Genomic DNA, 16514 nt, shown 5'->3' with positions numbered 1-16514 from the left:
AAACTTGCTTTTAACTTTTTTGTTATAATATCCCATCAAAAATAAAAAGGATATTTTTTATCCTAATTAAGGTTTTAAATTTGAGAGTATATTTAGACAATAACGCTACAACAATGGTTGATCCTGAAGCTTTTGAGCTTATGAAACCATATTTTTGTGAAAAATACGGCAATCCAAACTCGCTTCATAAATTTGGCTCTGAAACACATCCAGCTTTAAGAACGGCGCTAGATCAGCTCTACGCCGGACTAAACGCAAAAGATAGCGATGATATCGTCGTTACCTCATGTGCAACTGAGAGCAACAACTGGGTAGTAAAAGGCATCTACTTTGACAAAATAGCAACTGGCGAGAAAAAGCGTATCGTAACAACCGCAGTTGAGCATCCAGCTATTTTGGCAACTTGTAAATTTTTAGAAAAATATGGCGTAGAGCTTACTGTTTTAGATGTAAATAACGATGGTATAGTCACGCCAGAACAGCTAAGGGCCGTAATGGATGAGAATGTAGCGCTTGTTTCTATAATGAGCGCGAATAACGAAACTGGCATGATCTTTCCTATAAAAGAGCTTGCTAGTATCGCTCATGAATATGGAGCTTTATTCCACACGGATGCGGTTCAAGCAGTTGGTAAGATAAAGATAAATGTTCAAGACCTTGACGTTGATTTTTTAAGCTTTTCTGCGCATAAATTTCATGGACCAAAGGGTGTTGGAGCACTATTTATAAAAAATAGTATGCCACTAAGTAGCTTGCTTCACGGCGGCGAGCACATGGGTGGACGCAGAAGTGGCACGCTCGATGTTCCTGGCATCATCGGCATGGGTAAAGCACTTGAACTGGCAAATAAATTTATGGATTATGAGCACTCTCATGTTCGCCGTTTGCGTGATAAGCTTGAAGATGCAATTTTAAAAATTCCTGACGTTAGCATTGTAGGAAAAAAAGAACAACGTGTGCCAAATACCATTTTGGCTTCTATAAAAGGCGTTGAAGGTGAAGCTATGCTTTGGGATCTAAACAAAGCTGGCATCGCAGCTTCAACTGGCTCAGCATGTGCAAGTGAAACATTAGAGAGCAACCCAATAATGGAGGCCATAGGAGCAGATAAGGAGCTGGCTCACACCGCACTTAGACTATCTCTTTCTAGATTTAATACAGAAGAAGAGATTGATTATGCGATCGAGCACATAACAAAAGCAGTAAATAGACTAAGAGGTATCTCTAGTACATTTGCCTACGCCCCAGAATGGCATAAGAGTGGATTATAAAATTTAAAGGAAATAACATGGCAAAGAATAATTTGATCGGAGGCTCTATCTGGGATGAGTATTCTAAGGTAGTGCAAGATAGGATGAATAATCCTAAATTTATGGGAGAGATAACCGAAGAAGATGCTAAAAAGGCAAACGCAAAGCTTATTGTGGCTGACTTTGGTGCAGAAAGCTGCGGTGATGCGGTTAGGCTATACTGGCTTGTTGATGAAAAGACAGACAAAATAATAGATGCTAAATTTAAAAGCTTTGGCTGTGGCACAGCGATAGCTAGCTCTGATACGATGGCTGAGCTTTGTATCGGCAAAACAGTTGATGAAGCAGTCAAGATCACAAACCTTGATGTCGAAAAGGCTATGCGTGACAATCCAGAAACGCCAGCAGTCCCGCCTCAAAAGATGCACTGCTCGGTTATGGCGTATGATGTTATAAAAGCAGCTGCGGCAAGCTATAAAGGCATAGATCCAGAGCATTTTGAAGATGAGATCATCGTTTGCGAGTGCGCTAGGGTAAGCCTTGGTACGATTAAAGAAGTGATAAGACTAAATGATCTTCACACGGTTGAGGAAATCACGCAATACACCAAAGCTGGTGCATTTTGCAAGTCTTGCGTAAAGCCTGGTGGCCATGAAAAAAGAGAATATTATTTGGTGGATATTTTGCGTGATACTAGGGCTGAGATGGAGCGTGAGAAGATCGAAGCTCAGGCAAATGCCCAAGCAAATCATACTTTAGGCGACATTAGCTTTGAAAATATGACGATGGTAGGGCAGTTAAAAGCGGTAGAGTCTGTCATAGATAAAGAAATTCGCCCAATGCTTGAGATGGATGGCGGAAATTTAGAAATTTTAGATATCAGAAATGATAACGGAGAAAATACTGATATTTATATCCGCTATCTTGGTGCTTGCTCAGGCTGTGCGAGTGGCTCAACTGGCACTCTTTACGCGATTGAAAATGTTTTGCAAGAGAGCTTAAGCCCAAAAATTAGGGTTATGCCTATTTGATTTTATTGACTAGCCCTTGTGGGCTAGTTTTTATTCTCTTAAGAATTTTAAAATTTCACTTCTAATTTGATCCAAATCACCCACAAATTTTTTTTCAAACTGCGAGCGATTAAAGGTTCGCTGACGTTTTGCTAACTGAGCCGTATGCGTAGCTATGAGCTCTTCAAGCTCGTTTTGAGAAATTTCTTTATCTAAAAATTGCTTGCACTCTTTTAAACCTATTGATTTTAGGGGTTTTGGCTCACTTTTGTATTTATTAAACAAAAAATTTGCCTCATCTATAAGCCCAGCTTCAAGCATGCCTTTTGTTCTCTTTTTGATACGTTCTCTAAGCTCATCTTTATCCCATAAAATTTCAAATATCGCCAGCTCTTTTATGATGCTCTCTTTAGTATTTTCTCTTAGCCAAATGCTTGGAATTTGGCTACTAAATTTATAAATTTGATACCATTTTTCGAGCCGATAAGAGTCGTTTTGGCTAAATTTGCTTGCAAACTCAGGATCGATTTTTACAGCTAACTCGTAAATTTCTTCATTGCTTAAATTTAGCTCACATTTTGGCACATCTGGTGCAAGTCCGCTAAGCATTGATTTTAGATAAAAGCCACTACCTCCTGTAATGATGAGCGGGCAGTCTTGTAAGTGCGCAAATTCCTTTGCATTTTTATAAATTTCAAAAAATGCCCCAACGCTAAATTCTTCATCAGGATAAATTTCATCTACACCAAAGTGCTTTATGGCTTCAAGCTGCTCTTTATTTGGCTTTGCACTGGCGATATCTATCTCTTTATAAAGTGCAAGCGAATCAAGACTCAAGATGATGCCATTAAGCTTCTTTGCAAGCTCAAATGCAAGATCGCTTTTGCCACTTGCCGTGGTGCCAATTATTGCAAATTCTTTAAACAAGTCTAGCCCTCGTAAAACGAGCTAAAGAGTAAAATTTCATCATCTTCCTCGTTATTTTTGCCATCTTTTATAAGACTAGCCAAAACACCGGCAAAATACGGAGCAAAGCTAAGCTCATTTAGTCCATAAGCTTGGTTATAGACCAAGTTGCTATATACGCTATCGCGTCCAAGAGCCGGCTTATCGTTTGAGCTAAGAAGCACGTAGTTTGCTCTAAAGCTAGGCTCTTTTAGCTCGCTTATGCCAAGATGTATCTTTAGCTCATTTAAAAATGCATTAATCTTTTCAGTTTTAACAAGCGTATCGATAGCGCCGACTTGTAAATTTGTAATAATCGTAACGCCATTTTTAGTTGGATAAATTTTGGCAAATAGATCATTTAAAATGATTGGTTTTTTAGGGATTTGCCCTTCATTTAGGCTAAGATCAATAGTATAAAATTTAGCCAAAATCGCATTTAAGCTCGTGCCTAGTTTATTTGAAAGCTCTAAATTTTTTGAAGCGATCACAAAGTTATCGGCCTCATATTCGCCGTTATTGCCGATGGCTTTTTGCACTATTTGCCCTTGCGTTTTTAGCTCATAAATTTCATCATTTATAAATTTTACCCCGAGAGAATTTAGCTCATTTATCAAAGCTTTTTTGAGCTCATTTGTATCAATACTTGCGTTTTTGGCTAAATTTATAGCACCTTTTATGTTTTTATTTATTAGTCCAAAATTTGCAAGCTCTTTATCTACGCTTAAAATTTCTTGCTCGCTATGGGCAACCTTTATCTCATCAAGCCTTTTTTTAAAGCTTTCGTCATTGCTAAAAAGTAGATAAATACCGCTCTCATCGAAATTTATCTGTGGATATTTTTCGTTTAGCTCTCTTAAAATTTCAAAGCTTTTCTTACCAAATTTTGAAAACAAAATTTGCATCTTTTTGTTGTGAGCTTTGGTTGATTTAAGTGTGAAATTTGTCATCCAAGCTCTAAAATTTTCATTTAAGCAAATACTTATATCAAGCTCGCTTTTTTTGCTAACTAACCCCATAAACGAGCTAGATATCGCTCCATCTTTTGCAAGAGCGTGTGTGCCAAAAGGCGCTAAAATTCCATTTGTAAAATCATCTTTTTGGCTGCTAATAATTAAAATTTCTTCACCTTTTTTAGCTAATTCGTAAGCCGTAAATAACGCACTAAAACCATCTCCAATAATCGCTACTTTGCCCATAATAACCCTTTGTTTTAAATTAATCTTGTAATGATAATATAAATTCAAATTTAAAGCAAAATGGTGTAAAATCAACCATTTTTAAAGAAAATGGAAATTTATCAAATGATAGAAAAATTAAAAATTATCGCTGAACTTATCGTTTTTAAGCATTCTGTTTTTGCTTTGCCTTTTATTTTTGTTGCGATGATAGTTGCTAGTAAGATAGAAAGTGGCTCGGCTTGGTTTGGCTTTAAACTGCTTATCTTAGGTACTTTTTGCGCTGTTAGTGCTAGAAATTTTGCTATGGCTTTTAATAGATACAAAGATGAAGATATCGATAAGCTAAATCCGCGAACTGCAAGCCGCCCAAGCGTTGATGGTCGTATCGGTAGGAGCAATATGCAGCTTTTTATCGTGGCAAATGCGTTTATTTTTATCGTATGTGCTTATTTTATAAATTCGCTCGCATTTTGGCTAAGTTTTCCTATTTTAGCTGTTCTTGGTGGATATTCGCTATTTAAACGCTTTAGCGAGCTAGCACACTTGGTGCTTGGCCTTAGCCTAGGTCTTGCTCCCATTGCTGGCGTGGTCGCAGTGAGCGCTGCTATACCGCTTTGGAGTGTGCTACTTTGCCTTGGTGTAACATTTTGGGTAGCTGGATTTGACTTGCTTTATTCACTTCAGGATATGAAATTTGATAAAGAAAACAAGCTCTTTAGCATACCAGCTATTTACGGCGACAAGGCTACACTTTTTTTATCGGCCATTTTTCACGCTTTGGCTTTTATATTTTGGCTACTTTTTGCTTGGGCGGCTGGGCTTGGAGCGATGGCATTTTTTGGAATTTTAGTAAGTGGCGTTATTTTATTTTTTGAGCATAGGATCGTAAGACGCGACTTTAGCAAGATAGATAGAGTATTTTTTACATTAAATGGCTATTTGGGAATTTTATTTTTTATCTTTGTTTGGATTAGCGTATTATGAGTGAGATTAAGCTGTTTAAAGCGCCTCTTGATATGGAATTTGAGTCTGATAAAGATGGGAGCGAGAGATTTAAAAGAGAGTTTGACTCTATCTTGCCGGGCGAAGAGGATGCGCTTGGGGCTTGGCTAAAACGAGCTAAATCGCGTGGCGAAACCAAAGAGAGCGATCAAGTTTTATTAACTTTACTAATCGAGCTTCATAGAAAAGTTGATGCGCTGAGTGATTATATTAAAAACGAACATAAGCAATATTTGCCACTAAAAGAGAGGGCGAGTATCGAAGAAATCGGTTTTACACATATAAAAATAAGCGAAGAAAAATTTATAAAAGATGAAATTTACTACGCAAGGATTGCTATGCCTATCTTTCCAAAGAGAAATTTGAGCCTTTATTTAAGGGCTGTTAGTGAAAATTTAGCAAAGATAGAAAATATGCACGAAGAGGATGAAGCCGATTGGAACGCTTACGTAACAGCTAGAGAGCGTGTAATGATAAGAGAAATGAGAGCGAATTCGTAAAGGAAAAATATGGAAATTTATATTTTTTTAGGCTTTGGTATCGTTTTGGCGATAATAGTAGCTTTAATGTTGATAAAAGATAGTGAGACAAATAAAAAATTTGCGAGATTTGAGCGAGCGATAGAAAGCGTTATGCAAGAAAATTTCAATCTAAAAAAGCAAATTTCAATGCTTGAGGGCGAGGCGTTTAAAAATAGTGAACAATATGAGCCACTTAAAAAACAGATAAAAGAAAATATTGATTTGCAAATAAATGAGAAGATTGTGCCAATAATTCGTGCGATTAAGAGCATTGAGCGAGTAATTGATGATTTTGCAACAGAGCAAAAAGATAGAATTGTTAGTCTTGAAGAGCGAACAAGAGATATTAATAAAATCGCACCAAGCGTCATCAATGAGGAAGAGCAAATTTTAAAAATGTTTAAAGACGGAAAAAGTGCAGCGATGATCGCAAAGGACCTTCATGTTGGAATGGGGCGAGTCGAGTTTGTGCTTAAATTTCATAAATTAGCCTAAATTTATAGGCTAATTTTAAAAAGACTAATCTACTCTTAAACTACAAAAATTGGCTTAAATTTTTATTTTGATTTAAATCTTTTAACATATAATTGAAAAAATTATAAAAAAGCTCTAACCAAGCTTAAGAAGGTGCTTTATGCTAGTTGATAAATATGGTCGGGTTGTTGATTATTTAAGGATTTCTGTAACTCAGCGTTGCAACTTTAGGTGTAGGTATTGTATGCCTACAACGCCATTTAGCTGGACGCCAAAGGAGAATTTATTAACCTTTGAAGAGCTGTTTTTATTTGTAAAAGTGGCTATTGATGAAGGTATAAAAAAGATAAGAATCACTGGTGGCGAACCGCTTGTACGTAAGGATTTAGACGTTTTTATAAAGATGATAAGTGATTATAATCCAGACATCGATTTAGCGCTTACTACAAATGGCTATATGCTTTCACACTTTGCCAAAAGGCTAAAAGACGCTGGACTAAAGCGCATAAATATGTCGCTTGATACACTAAATGAGCAAAAGGCTAAATTTATCGCACAAAAAAGTGTCTTGCACGAAGTTTTATCTGGCTTTGAAGCAGCTCATGATGCTGGATTAAAGGTAAAAATCAACACTGTCGCACTAAAAGGTGTAAATGACGATGAGCTTATAAATTTGCTCGAGTTTGCTAAATTTAGAGATTCTCAGATCAGATTTATTGAGTATATGGAAAATTCACACGCAAAAGATGATCTAAAAGGGCTAAGCAGCAACGAAATTTTAAAAATCATCTCACAAAAATATAATGTCACAAAAGATGGAAAACTACCAAATGCACCTGCATCTATTTATAGACTTGATGATGGTTATAAATTTGGCATCATAGATCCACACAAGCACGACTTTTGCGAAAGTTGTAACCGCATCAGACTAAGTGCAGAGGGGCTTTTGATACCTTGCCTATACTTTGAAGAGGCTCTTAGTATCAAAAAAGCAGTTGAAAAAGGTGATATTGTAGCCGCAAGTGAAATTTTAAGGCAAGTGCTAGCAAACAAACCAAAAGAGAATAAATGGGCGATAGGCGCTAGCAATGAAACCTCTTCGCGTGCCTTTTATCAAACTGGTGGTTGATGAGCAAAGAGCTAGAGCTAGTTGAAGCGTTTTTAAGTATCCAAGGCGAGGGAGCTTACCAAGGCAGACTCGCTATATTTTTACGCTTTTTAGGTTGCAATCTAAACTGCTCTGGCTTTGGCGTGCAAACAAAGTCTTTAAAAACTGGCGAAAGCTTACTAGGATGTGACAGTATAAGGGCTGTCTTTAAAGGGCATTTTAATTATAAAATTTACAGTGTAGATGAAATTTTAGGCTTAGTTAATAGCTTATGCAAAGGCTTAATGCAAAGACCGATCATCGTTTTAACCGGTGGCGAGCCGCTCATCTGGCATGAAAATGAAAATTTTATAAATTTGGTAAAGAAATTGCTTGAAGATTATGAAGTGCATTTTGAGACAAATGGCACTATCTTAATTGATTTTGCTAAATATGAAATTTATAAAAAATGCCATTTTGCACTTGGTGTAAAGCTAGCAAATAGCGGAGTTAATGAGCAAAAACGTATAAATTTAGACGCTATTTTGGCTATTAAAAATAATGCAAGAAGTAGCTTTTTAAAATTTGTCCTCTCGCACTTTGACAAAAGCGAGTTAGACGAAATTATAAATATAAAAAATAGAGTGGACTTGCCAGTTTGGTGTATGGCAATAGGGGCGAATAAAGCTGAGCTAAACGAAAATGCTTTAAAAGCGGCAGAATTTGCCATAAAGTATGGATTTAACTACTCAGAGCGTATCCACATCAGGCTTTGGAGCGATAAAGAAGGTGTTTGATGATTATTAGAAAGCTTTTTAGATTTGAAAATGCACATATTGTGAGATTTTGCAGCTCAAAGCGTTGTAGGACTAGTATCCACGGACACAGCTATGTGGCAGAAATTTTACTTAGCTCAAATTTTCTTGATAACGCCGGCATGGTTTATGATTTTGGCTTAATGAAGCAAAATATAAAAACGATCATCGATAGTTTTGATCATGCTACGACAATATTTTCAGGCGATAATGATGAATATAAAAATGATCTAAAAAAGCACTCAGCAAGATGGATCGAGATCCCGCTAAATCCAAGTGCAGAGCAGTTTTGCCGCATATTTTTTGTACTCATAGAAAGACTACTTGAGCTTAGCGTGATGAACAACGGTGAGCGTGAAGTGAAGCTTCATAGCATTATCGTGCATGAGACTGATACAGGCTATGCACAGTGCTTTAAAGAGGACGCCATAAATGCGCAAATGGGCGAGATAAGGCTAGATGAGATAAAATTTTCAGATGCTATCATAGAAGAGTGGGAAGATAAAAATTTATTCGAGAAGATGAAAAATAGGTTAAAAATAGAAATTCCAAAGGACGTTTGATGAAAAAAATTATAACTTCTTTTTTATTTATAGCTGGTCTATTTGCGGGTTGTGGAGATAAAGATGAGGCTAAAAATGATATTAGCGAGCCAGTGCCTAGTGATGTGACTATAGCTCAACCAGACGCAAATGTCACAATCGATGAACAACTCCCGCCTGAGCCAGTCGTCGAAGAGAACGAGCCTTCTAAAGAGAAGAAATGAACGAACATCTCTCCTTGCTTTTTGCATACACTTTGCCTTTTCATGTGATATTTTTTTATGCACTAGTTGCCTGTAATATACTTTATTTAATACTTACTCAGTTTAGCAGCAATAGCAAAAACTATGTGCTTCGTATAAGATATTTTTTACCGATTTATCATATGCTACTTAGTTTTCTTGTGCTAACCGGACTTATTTTATGGGCGTATTATGGATATGAGTTTAAATTTAATGCCATAAAAATGTTAATTATCTTAATAATTTTAATCGCACTTAGTGCCATAGGTTTTAAAAGGCTAAAAATTTATGCAGCTAATGGCGACTTAGAAAAATTTAAAAAATTTGCCCTTATTAAGGGATTTTGTGATCTTGTTTTAGTTGTAGTTGCAGGGATTTAGATGAAATTTTTATATGATAAAAATGCAGGTAATGAAAGCTTAAAGATAGTAAATGAAGCTTTTTTGCACCTAAAAGCTAGAAGAATGCAAGCTGGTGAGCGAATAAGTGTTAGAAATTTACGAGACTTTAAAGAGTATATTTATGAAATTGATGAGATTGATAGGCGAAGTGCGAGTTTAAGTCTTGTCTTTGCCAGCTCAAATGGTGAGCAAAAATTCGACTTTACAATCGCTTGGGCTATCGTCGATCCAAAGACGATCGAAAAGGCATTGCCATTTTTAAACGAACTTGGCGTTGGTAAAATAGCTTTTGTCTATACTAAATTTTCTCAAGCAAATTTTAAGATAGATATTGAAAGGCTAAACTACATAAATGCTCTCTCTTGCGAGCAGTGCGGACGAACTTCATTAATGGAGTTTGAAATTTATAAAAATTTGGACGAGCTAATGAGTGTTTATAAAAATGTCTCAGCTATAAATTTTGGTGGTAAAAGCTTAAATGAGAAAAAAGATGATGGGCTTTTAATAATCGGTCCAGAGGGTGGATTTAGCGAGGATGAGATGGCTAAATTTAAAAATAGCTACTGCTTAAATACTAAAAACACCTTAAGATCGCAGACTGCGGTTATCTCAGTGGCCGCAAAATTCCTGACTTAATTTATTTGATTTTTAGATTTCTTTTTATATAATCAGCAACTTTTAATGTAGATAATTAGCCCAAAAATAATAAAGGAAAAATGATGAAAAAAGATATCCATCCAGAATACGTAGATTGCACTGTAACTTGTGCTTGCGGAAACACTTTTAAAACAAAGTCAAACAAAAGCGAGATCAGAATTGATATTTGCGACAAGTGCCACCCATTTTTCACAGGCAGCGAAAAGATAGTTGACAGTGCTGGCCGTGTTGAGAAATTTAAGAAAAAATACGCTCAAAAATAAGCCTTGCTCTACTTTATTCCTACTCCAATAGGAAATTTAGAAGATATCTCGCTTCGTGCGATCAAAATTTTGCGTGAATGCGAGATAGCTATCTGCGAAGATACAAGAGTTTGCAAAAGCCTTGTAAATCTACTAAACGAACGCTTTGACGCAAGTATAAATATCTCAAAATTTATTTCACTTCACACTCATAATGAAGATGACTTTTTCACAAATTTAAGTGATGATTTTTTTAGTAAAAATGTAGCCTACATGAGCGATGCTGGCATGCCAGGTATCAGCGATCCAGGTGTTAGCCTAGTAAGATATGCTCAAAAAAATAACATTGAATATGAAATTTTAAGCGGAGCAAATGCCGCACTTTTAAGTGTGGTTGCAAGTGGACTTTGTGATAAGGAATTTGTCTTTTTAGGATTTTTGCCGAATACTGGTAGAGATAGGTCTTTGGCTATCCAAAATGCTCTAAATTTGGCCTATCCAGTTGTGATCTATGAAAGTCCAAAACGCATACTAGGCTTAGTACAAAGTATCGCAAATCTAGAACCTGAGAGAGAAATTTTTGCCATAAAAGAGGCTACGAAAAAATTTGAAACCAAATTTAAGGAAAAAGCTAAAAATTTAGTAAAAACTTTAGAAAAGGCTAATTTAAACGGTGAGTGGGCAGTGGTCATCTCAAAAAGTGACAAAACAGCCACTCAAAATATCACAAAAGATGAGATACTTTCGCTTGATCTTGCCCCAAAAGTAAAAGCAAAATTGCTTAACAAAATAACTGGAGAAGATGTAAAAAAGATATATGATGAGCTTACAAAAGCTTAAATTATAGGCTACAAAAATACTAAGTGAAACTAAAACGAAAGTGTAAAATTTACTCTAGTTACATACAAAAATAAGTTAAATTTTAATTGACTTTAGCTACCATAAGTTACCATGATAATATACGGAAAACAACTATTTTTACATATTTTGAACAAGCGACCACAGATATTAGAAGAGATATATCTCTCAAAAGAGTGTGACAAAAAACTCTTCTCTAAAATTTGTGGCACAGGCAAAAAAATTATTCGCGTGGATAATCAAAAAGCACAGTCTTTAGCTCGTGGTGGGAATCATCAAGGTTTTTTAGCAAATGTTAGTGAGTTTGAATTTTCAGACATTGCTGAGCTTAAAAAGCTAAATTTTATCGCCATTCTTTACGGCATAAGTGATGTTGGCAATATCGGTGCTATCACTAGAAGTGCCTATGCTCTAGGCTGCGAAGGCCTTGTGATAGTGGCAAAAAGTATAAATATGCAAGGCGTTTTAAGATCAAGTAGTGGTGCTGCTTATGAGATACCAATAGCGATTTTTGAAGACGGACTTAGTTTGCTAAATGAACTAAAGCAATTTGGTTTTAAAATTTATGCAACAGCAAGTAATGGCAAAAACGTAAAAGAGATGAAGTTTGCCGGCAAGAGAGCTTTGGTGATGGGCTCAGAGGGCGAAGGCATACCGCAAAAGGCTCTAGCGAAGTGTGATGAGTGTATTGGTATAAAGTTAAAAGATGGCTGGGACTCCTTAAATGTAAGTGCAGCTTTTGCAATAATTTGTGATAGGATGATAGATGAATGAATTAGAGAATTTAAAAGAGATAGGCATAAAGGAAATTTCACGTAAAACGCACATTGAGCCTACATTTTTACAATATATTTTTGATAAAAATTTTGAAAAATTATCACGTTTAAATATTAGAGGCTATGCCAAAATTTTACAACGTGAATATAATGTTGATTTGAGCGAGTTGCTAGCTGAATATGATGCCTTTATGCAAGAAAACACTCCAGACGAGAGTCACAAAACTAAAGTTACTCCAAAAATTTCTTCTTACACTCCAAAAGATATTACCATACAAAAACAAAGCGGTAGTAGCGGTGCTGGATTTTTATTTTGGCTCATCATTTTAGCTATTATCGCTGGTGGGGCATATCATTTTGATGCTTACAAATATATCGAGAATTTTTTATCGTTTTTAAATGACGAGAATAAAAGCGTGAGCTATTCGCAGTCAAGTATAGTAAATGAGGTGAAGAAAAATATCATTGATACAAATATCACCATCTCTCAAAATAGCCCTAAAATAGAAGCAAACATATCAAGCGTAAAAATTTCAGCTCCAGTTGAGCAAAATGTGACAACAAGTCCTGTAAACATGGAGCAAAACGCTGTGAAGCCAAGTATGGCGGCTCAGCCAGCCCCTAAGATAGAGCAAAACATTACAAAGCCGCTAAATGAGGCGGTCATTACACCAAAACAACGCGTCTGGATAGGTATCATTAATCTTGAAAATGGTCAAAAAGTATCAAACGATACAAGCAAAAGCATAAATATAAATTTAGACCAAAGGCAGCTCGTAGTTTGTGGAAATGGCAACATTGAGCTAAAGATCGGCGATAAGGTAACAAAATATAATCCAAGTCGTCCAGCTAGATTTTTAGTGGAAAATGGAGAGATGAAATTTGTGAGCTATGATGAGTTTGTAGAACTTAATAAGGGCAAATCTTGGTAAGAAAAATAGCGATTTTTACCGCTTTTAGTGTATTTGCCTATGCTTTTAGCTTACAAACTAGTGCAAGTGCTTTAAGCAATGTTGAAAATGTGCAAATTTCTTTAGAAAATTTAGACCAAAATGGCTCACTCAATGTCAATGAGCTAGTATCAAGATTAAAACAAAACTCAAGTTACGATAGCATTTCATTTGGTTCAAATAGTTTGAATTTAAAATTCACAAGTGAGCAAAAAGTTCCTTCTACATTATTTGTAAAATCAATAAATTCGACTCTGGATGATGCCAACATAAGTATCTCAAGGATAAATTCTCTAAAAAATGGAGATCAAATTTCTTATGGAATTTCAGCCATAAAAAATGGTGGAATAGATCCAAATTTATTAAGCTTAGCACTTAGTCAAAGCGGTTTTAAAATTTTAGGATTTGATAGAGTTGATGGGAATTTAGAGATATTTTTAGATGCTCAGAATATGATCCTTAAGGCTGCAAAGGTAAATTTTGACGAAGAGACACCACTTTTAAAAAGCGGTGGTACTTATTTTGTTGATGTTGAGGGTGCAAGTAGTCTGGATATCGCATCAAAAGAGTCAAATAGATGGATGCCGCTTGTTAGAATTTATGATAAAAATTTAAATCAGATTGACTCTATAAAAGAGGAGCAAGCAAAAACCGCCGTTTCTATAAATTTAGCAATAGGCGCAAAATACGCATTAATTAGCGATAATGTTGATATAAATAATATAAAAAATGAGATAATTATCAAGCTTATAAAATAGGAGCAAGCAGTGTTTGATGAGATAAGATTTAATACAATTGAGCGTTTGCCAAACTACGTTTTTGCCGAAGTAAATGCAATAAAAATGGCAGCACGAAGAGCTGGAGAGGACATCATCGACTTTTCTATGGGTAATCCTGAGGGCAGAACGCCACAGCACATTGTTGATAAACTATGTGAAAGCGCGCAAAAGGATAAAACTCACGGCTACTCAGCCAGTGCTGGAATTTACAAGCTCCGCCTTGCCATTTGCAACTGGTATAAGCGAAAATACGGCGTAAATTTAGACCCAGACACTGAAGCCGTCGCCACGATGGGTAGCAAAGAGGGCTTTGTTCACTTAGCTCAAGCTGTGATAAACCCAGGAGACGTGGCTATCGTGCCTGACCCTGCATATCCGATACATACGCAAGCGTTTTTATTTGCCGGTGGAAGCGTCGCAAAGATGCCACTTCACTATAATGATAAATTTGAGTTAGATGAGAATAAATTTTTTGAAAATTTGATCCAAACGATACACGCAAGCTCGCCAAAACCAAAATACGTAGTCGTAAATTTCCCACATAACCCAACGACCGTGACAGTGCAAAAGAGCTTTTACGAGCGCCTTGTAAGCATCGCAAAACAAGAGAGATTTTATGTCATCTCTGATATCGCCTACGCTGATCTTACATTTGATGGCTACAAAACGCCAAGTATCTTTGAGGTCGATGGTGCAAAAGACGTTGCGGTCGAGTGCTATACACTTTCAAAAAGCTATAATATGGCTGGCTGGAGAGTTGGCTTTATGTGCGGAAATAAAAGACTTTGCGCAGCACTTAAAAAGATAAAATCATGGGTTGATTACGGTATGTTTACGCCGATACAGGTGGCTGCTACTGTTGCACTTGATGGCGATCAAAGCTGCGTTGAAGAGATACGCCAAATTTATGAAAAAAGAAGAGATGTGATGATAGAGGCCTTTACCCAGGCTGGCTGGGAGCTTAAAAAACCAAGCTCTAGTATGTTTATCTGGGCAAAACTTCCACCAAAAGTTAGTCATCTGGGCAGTCTTGAGTTTTCAAAGCAACTTCTTACAAAGGCATCAGTCGCAGTTAGCCCTGGTGTCGGTTTTGGCGAGGGCGGAAATGACTATGTGCGTCTAGCTCTTATCGAAAACGAAAATAGAATAAGACAAGCAGCAAGAAATATAAAAAAATATTTGAAAGAATTTGAATGAATGTAGCGATATTGGGCGTTGGAACAGTTGGCGAGTCAGTTGCTAAAATTTTACTAAAAAATAAAAAGCTAATCGCAGCAAGAAGTGGCGAGGAGATCGTACCAGTCGTTGGAGTGGTCAGAAATTTAAATAAAAAAAGAGATGCTGGTATCCCTTTGACTGACGACATAAATAGCGTCATAAACCGCGATGATATCGACGTTTTTGTCGAGCTTATGGGCGGTGTTGAAGAGCCTTTTAGAGTGGTGAGCGAAATTTTAAAACGCAAAAAAGCAGTCGTCACTGCAAACAAAGCACTTCTTGCCTATCACAGATATGCTTTGCAAAATTTAGCCAAAAATATACCATTTGGCTTTGAAGCAAGCGTGGCTGGGGGCGTGCCGATCATTAGAGCTTTAAGGGAAGGCTTAAGCGCAAATCACATCGTTAGTATAAATGGCATACTTAACGGAACTAGTAACTTTATCCTAACCTCGATGATGGATGAGGGTTCAAATTTTAAAGACGCTCTTAAAAAGGCTCAAGAGCTCGGATACGCTGAGGCTGATCCTACTTTTGATGTGGGAGGCTTTGATACGGCTCATAAGCTTCTTATACTGGCAAGCATCGCATACGGTGTGCATGGCGATCCAGAGGATATCTTGATCGAAGGGATTCAAGGCATCACGCCAGAAGACATATTTTTCGCAAAAGATTTCGAATACTCAATAAAACTTCTAGCAATTGCCAAAAAAAGCGAGGGTAAAATCGAGCTACGCGTACATCCAGCACTTGTACCGCAAAATAAAATGATAGCAAAGGCAAGTGGCGTAACAAATGCGATCAGTGTCGTTGGCGAGGTCGTTGGTGAGACTATGTACTATGGACCTGGAGCTGGCGGCGACGCAACGGCAAGCGCGGTGATCAGCGATCTTATCGACATCGCAAGAGATAGCAAATCGCCGATGCTTGGATATAAAGCACCGTTTGAATTAAATACGCTTGAGTTACTTGACCGCGATAGGATAAAGACGAAGTACTACTTTAGGTTAAAAGTCGAAGATAAAATGGGTGTGCTAGCAAAGATTACAAATTTAATGAGCGAAAATAACTTATCGATTGATAGCATACTTCAAAAACCAAAAGATGAGAGCGAATTTGCTGTATTGTTTTTTACGACACATACGAGTCTTGAGGCTGATGTAAGAAGGACAATTGAAATTTTAAAAGAGCAAGAGTATATAAAAGAAGAGCCATTTATGATGAGGATCGAGGAGTAGCTTGGGGTTAAAAGAGTATCTCTTTGGCAAAAGCTCAGAAGATAGGGCGTGCGAATTTTTACAAAAGCTTGGTTTTGTCATTTTAGAGAGAAATTTTCACTCTAAATTTGGCGAGATCGACATTATCGCACTAAGTAGTGATAAAATTTTACACTTCATAGAGGTAAAAGCAACTAGTGGAGAATATGAAGCAGAGTATAGACTAAATAATGCAAAATATATAAAAATCTTAAAAACTATAAATTTTTATATGATGAAAAATGAGCCAAATAGAGATTTTCAAGTCGATTTACTCGTCATAAAAAATGAAGATTTAGAACTAATAG

General features: G+C 36.6%; 21 protein-coding genes. 19 read left to right on the top strand and 2 right to left on the bottom strand.

The window, feature by feature from the left end:
* The first annotated feature begins 80 nt into the window (after window positions 1-80).
* Together FZ949_RS05225 and FZ949_RS05220 are read left to right on the top strand one after the other, a co-directional pair.
* Window positions 81-1271, top strand: a complete 1191-nt coding sequence (locus tag FZ949_RS05225; protein ID WP_103579764.1) for a NifS family cysteine desulfurase — start codon at window positions 81-83, stop codon at window positions 1269-1271.
* A 17-nt stretch (window positions 1272-1288) separates the two neighbouring features.
* On the top strand, window positions 1289-2281 hold the full coding sequence (locus FZ949_RS05220) for an iron-sulfur cluster assembly scaffold protein NifU (RefSeq protein ID WP_054196048.1): 993 nt from the start codon (window positions 1289-1291) through the stop codon (window positions 2279-2281).
* Window positions 2282-2311: 30 nt separating this feature from the next.
* Here the strand turns inward: FZ949_RS05220 and miaA are convergent, their stop codons facing one another.
* Together miaA and FZ949_RS05210 are read right to left on the bottom strand one after the other, a co-directional pair.
* Window positions 2312-3187 (bottom strand): tRNA (adenosine(37)-N6)-dimethylallyltransferase MiaA, encoded by an 876-nt coding sequence (gene miaA, locus FZ949_RS05215; protein ID WP_103579763.1) that lies wholly within the window; start codon window positions 3185-3187, stop codon window positions 2312-2314.
* A gap of 2 nt (window positions 3188-3189) precedes the next feature.
* On the bottom strand, window positions 3190-4404 hold the full coding sequence (locus tag FZ949_RS05210; protein WP_103579762.1) for an FAD-dependent oxidoreductase: 1215 nt from the start codon (window positions 4402-4404) through the stop codon (window positions 3190-3192).
* Between the two features lie 105 nt (window positions 4405-4509).
* Here FZ949_RS05210 and mqnP point away from each other — a divergent pair, with 105 nt between their 5' ends.
* From mqnP to FZ949_RS05125, 17 genes are all read left to right on the top strand, one after another.
* Window positions 4510-5370 carry a menaquinone biosynthesis prenyltransferase MqnP gene (mqnP, locus tag FZ949_RS05205; protein ID WP_103579761.1) on the top strand — a complete coding sequence of 287 codons (861 nt, stop codon included), beginning with the start codon at window positions 4510-4512 and terminating at the stop codon, window positions 5368-5370.
* Window positions 5367-5888 (top strand): hypothetical protein, encoded by a 522-nt coding sequence (locus FZ949_RS05200; protein ID WP_103579760.1) that lies wholly within the window; start codon window positions 5367-5369, stop codon window positions 5886-5888. Before mqnP ends, FZ949_RS05200 begins: the two co-directional genes overlap by 4 nt.
* 9 nt (window positions 5889-5897) lie before the next feature.
* Window positions 5898-6404, top strand: a complete 507-nt coding sequence (locus FZ949_RS05195; protein ID WP_021091068.1) for a DUF6115 domain-containing protein — start codon at window positions 5898-5900, stop codon at window positions 6402-6404.
* 139 nt (window positions 6405-6543) lie between these two features.
* On the top strand, window positions 6544-7512 hold the full coding sequence (moaA, locus tag FZ949_RS05190; protein WP_103579759.1) for a GTP 3',8-cyclase MoaA: 969 nt from the start codon (window positions 6544-6546) through the stop codon (window positions 7510-7512).
* The gene (locus tag FZ949_RS05185; RefSeq protein WP_148790203.1) at window positions 7512-8267 is read left to right on the top strand and encodes a 7-carboxy-7-deazaguanine synthase QueE; all 756 of its coding nucleotides are present in this window, start codon (window positions 7512-7514) and stop codon (window positions 8265-8267) included. Before moaA ends, FZ949_RS05185 begins: the two co-directional genes overlap by 1 nt.
* Window positions 8267-8848, top strand: a complete 582-nt coding sequence (locus FZ949_RS05180; RefSeq protein ID WP_103579757.1) for a 6-pyruvoyl trahydropterin synthase family protein — start codon at window positions 8267-8269, stop codon at window positions 8846-8848. Before FZ949_RS05185 ends, FZ949_RS05180 begins: the two co-directional genes overlap by 1 nt.
* Window positions 8848-9051 (top strand): hypothetical protein, encoded by a 204-nt coding sequence (locus FZ949_RS05175; protein ID WP_087578266.1) that lies wholly within the window; start codon window positions 8848-8850, stop codon window positions 9049-9051. The genes FZ949_RS05180 and FZ949_RS05175 overlap by 1 nt, the downstream gene beginning before the upstream one ends.
* Entirely contained in the window at window positions 9048-9449 is a 402-nt protein-coding gene (locus tag FZ949_RS05170; RefSeq protein WP_103579756.1) for a hypothetical protein, read from the top strand. Before FZ949_RS05175 ends, FZ949_RS05170 begins: the two co-directional genes overlap by 4 nt.
* Complete coding sequence (locus FZ949_RS05165) at window positions 9450-10106, top strand: 16S rRNA (uracil(1498)-N(3))-methyltransferase (protein WP_103579755.1); 657 nt, start codon at window positions 9450-9452, stop codon at window positions 10104-10106.
* A gap of 83 nt (window positions 10107-10189) precedes the next feature.
* Window positions 10190-10390: a 50S ribosomal protein L31 gene (gene rpmE / locus FZ949_RS05160; protein ID WP_002942443.1), complete on the top strand. Its 201-nt coding sequence runs from the start codon at window positions 10190-10192 to the stop codon at window positions 10388-10390.
* A 3-nt stretch (window positions 10391-10393) separates the two neighbouring features.
* Window positions 10394-11209 carry a 16S rRNA (cytidine(1402)-2'-O)-methyltransferase gene (gene rsmI, locus FZ949_RS05155; RefSeq protein ID WP_103579754.1) on the top strand — a complete coding sequence of 272 codons (816 nt, stop codon included), beginning with the start codon at window positions 10394-10396 and terminating at the stop codon, window positions 11207-11209.
* Between the two features lie 111 nt (window positions 11210-11320).
* Window positions 11321-12001, top strand: coding sequence for a 23S rRNA (guanosine(2251)-2'-O)-methyltransferase RlmB (gene rlmB / locus FZ949_RS05150; protein WP_103579753.1), 681 nt, complete (start codon window positions 11321-11323; stop codon window positions 11999-12001).
* On the top strand, window positions 11994-12935 hold the full coding sequence (locus FZ949_RS05145; RefSeq protein WP_103579752.1) for a phosphatidylglycerophosphate synthase: 942 nt from the start codon (window positions 11994-11996) through the stop codon (window positions 12933-12935). The genes rlmB and FZ949_RS05145 overlap by 8 nt, the downstream gene beginning before the upstream one ends.
* Window positions 12929-13711 (top strand): hypothetical protein, encoded by a 783-nt coding sequence (locus FZ949_RS05140; RefSeq protein WP_103579751.1) that lies wholly within the window; start codon window positions 12929-12931, stop codon window positions 13709-13711. The genes FZ949_RS05145 and FZ949_RS05140 overlap by 7 nt, the downstream gene beginning before the upstream one ends.
* Before the next feature lie 9 nt (window positions 13712-13720).
* Window positions 13721-14929, top strand: coding sequence for an LL-diaminopimelate aminotransferase (locus FZ949_RS05135; protein WP_103579750.1), 1209 nt, complete (start codon window positions 13721-13723; stop codon window positions 14927-14929).
* Window positions 14926-16188 carry a homoserine dehydrogenase gene (locus tag FZ949_RS05130; protein WP_084109198.1) on the top strand — a complete coding sequence of 421 codons (1263 nt, stop codon included), beginning with the start codon at window positions 14926-14928 and terminating at the stop codon, window positions 16186-16188. The genes FZ949_RS05135 and FZ949_RS05130 overlap by 4 nt, the downstream gene beginning before the upstream one ends.
* Window position 16189: 1 nt before the next feature.
* The coding region (locus FZ949_RS05125; RefSeq protein ID WP_148790208.1) for a YraN family protein at window positions 16190-16514 on the top strand (325 nt) is incomplete at its 3' end.

Origin of the sequence: Campylobacter concisus, assembly GCF_902460545.1 — a bacterium.
GTDB lineage: Bacteria > Campylobacterota > Campylobacteria > Campylobacterales > Campylobacteraceae > Campylobacter_A > Campylobacter_A concisus_AE.
The sequence above is the reverse complement of the archived record's forward strand: the minus strand, read 5'-3'. Positions and strand labels throughout refer to the sequence as shown.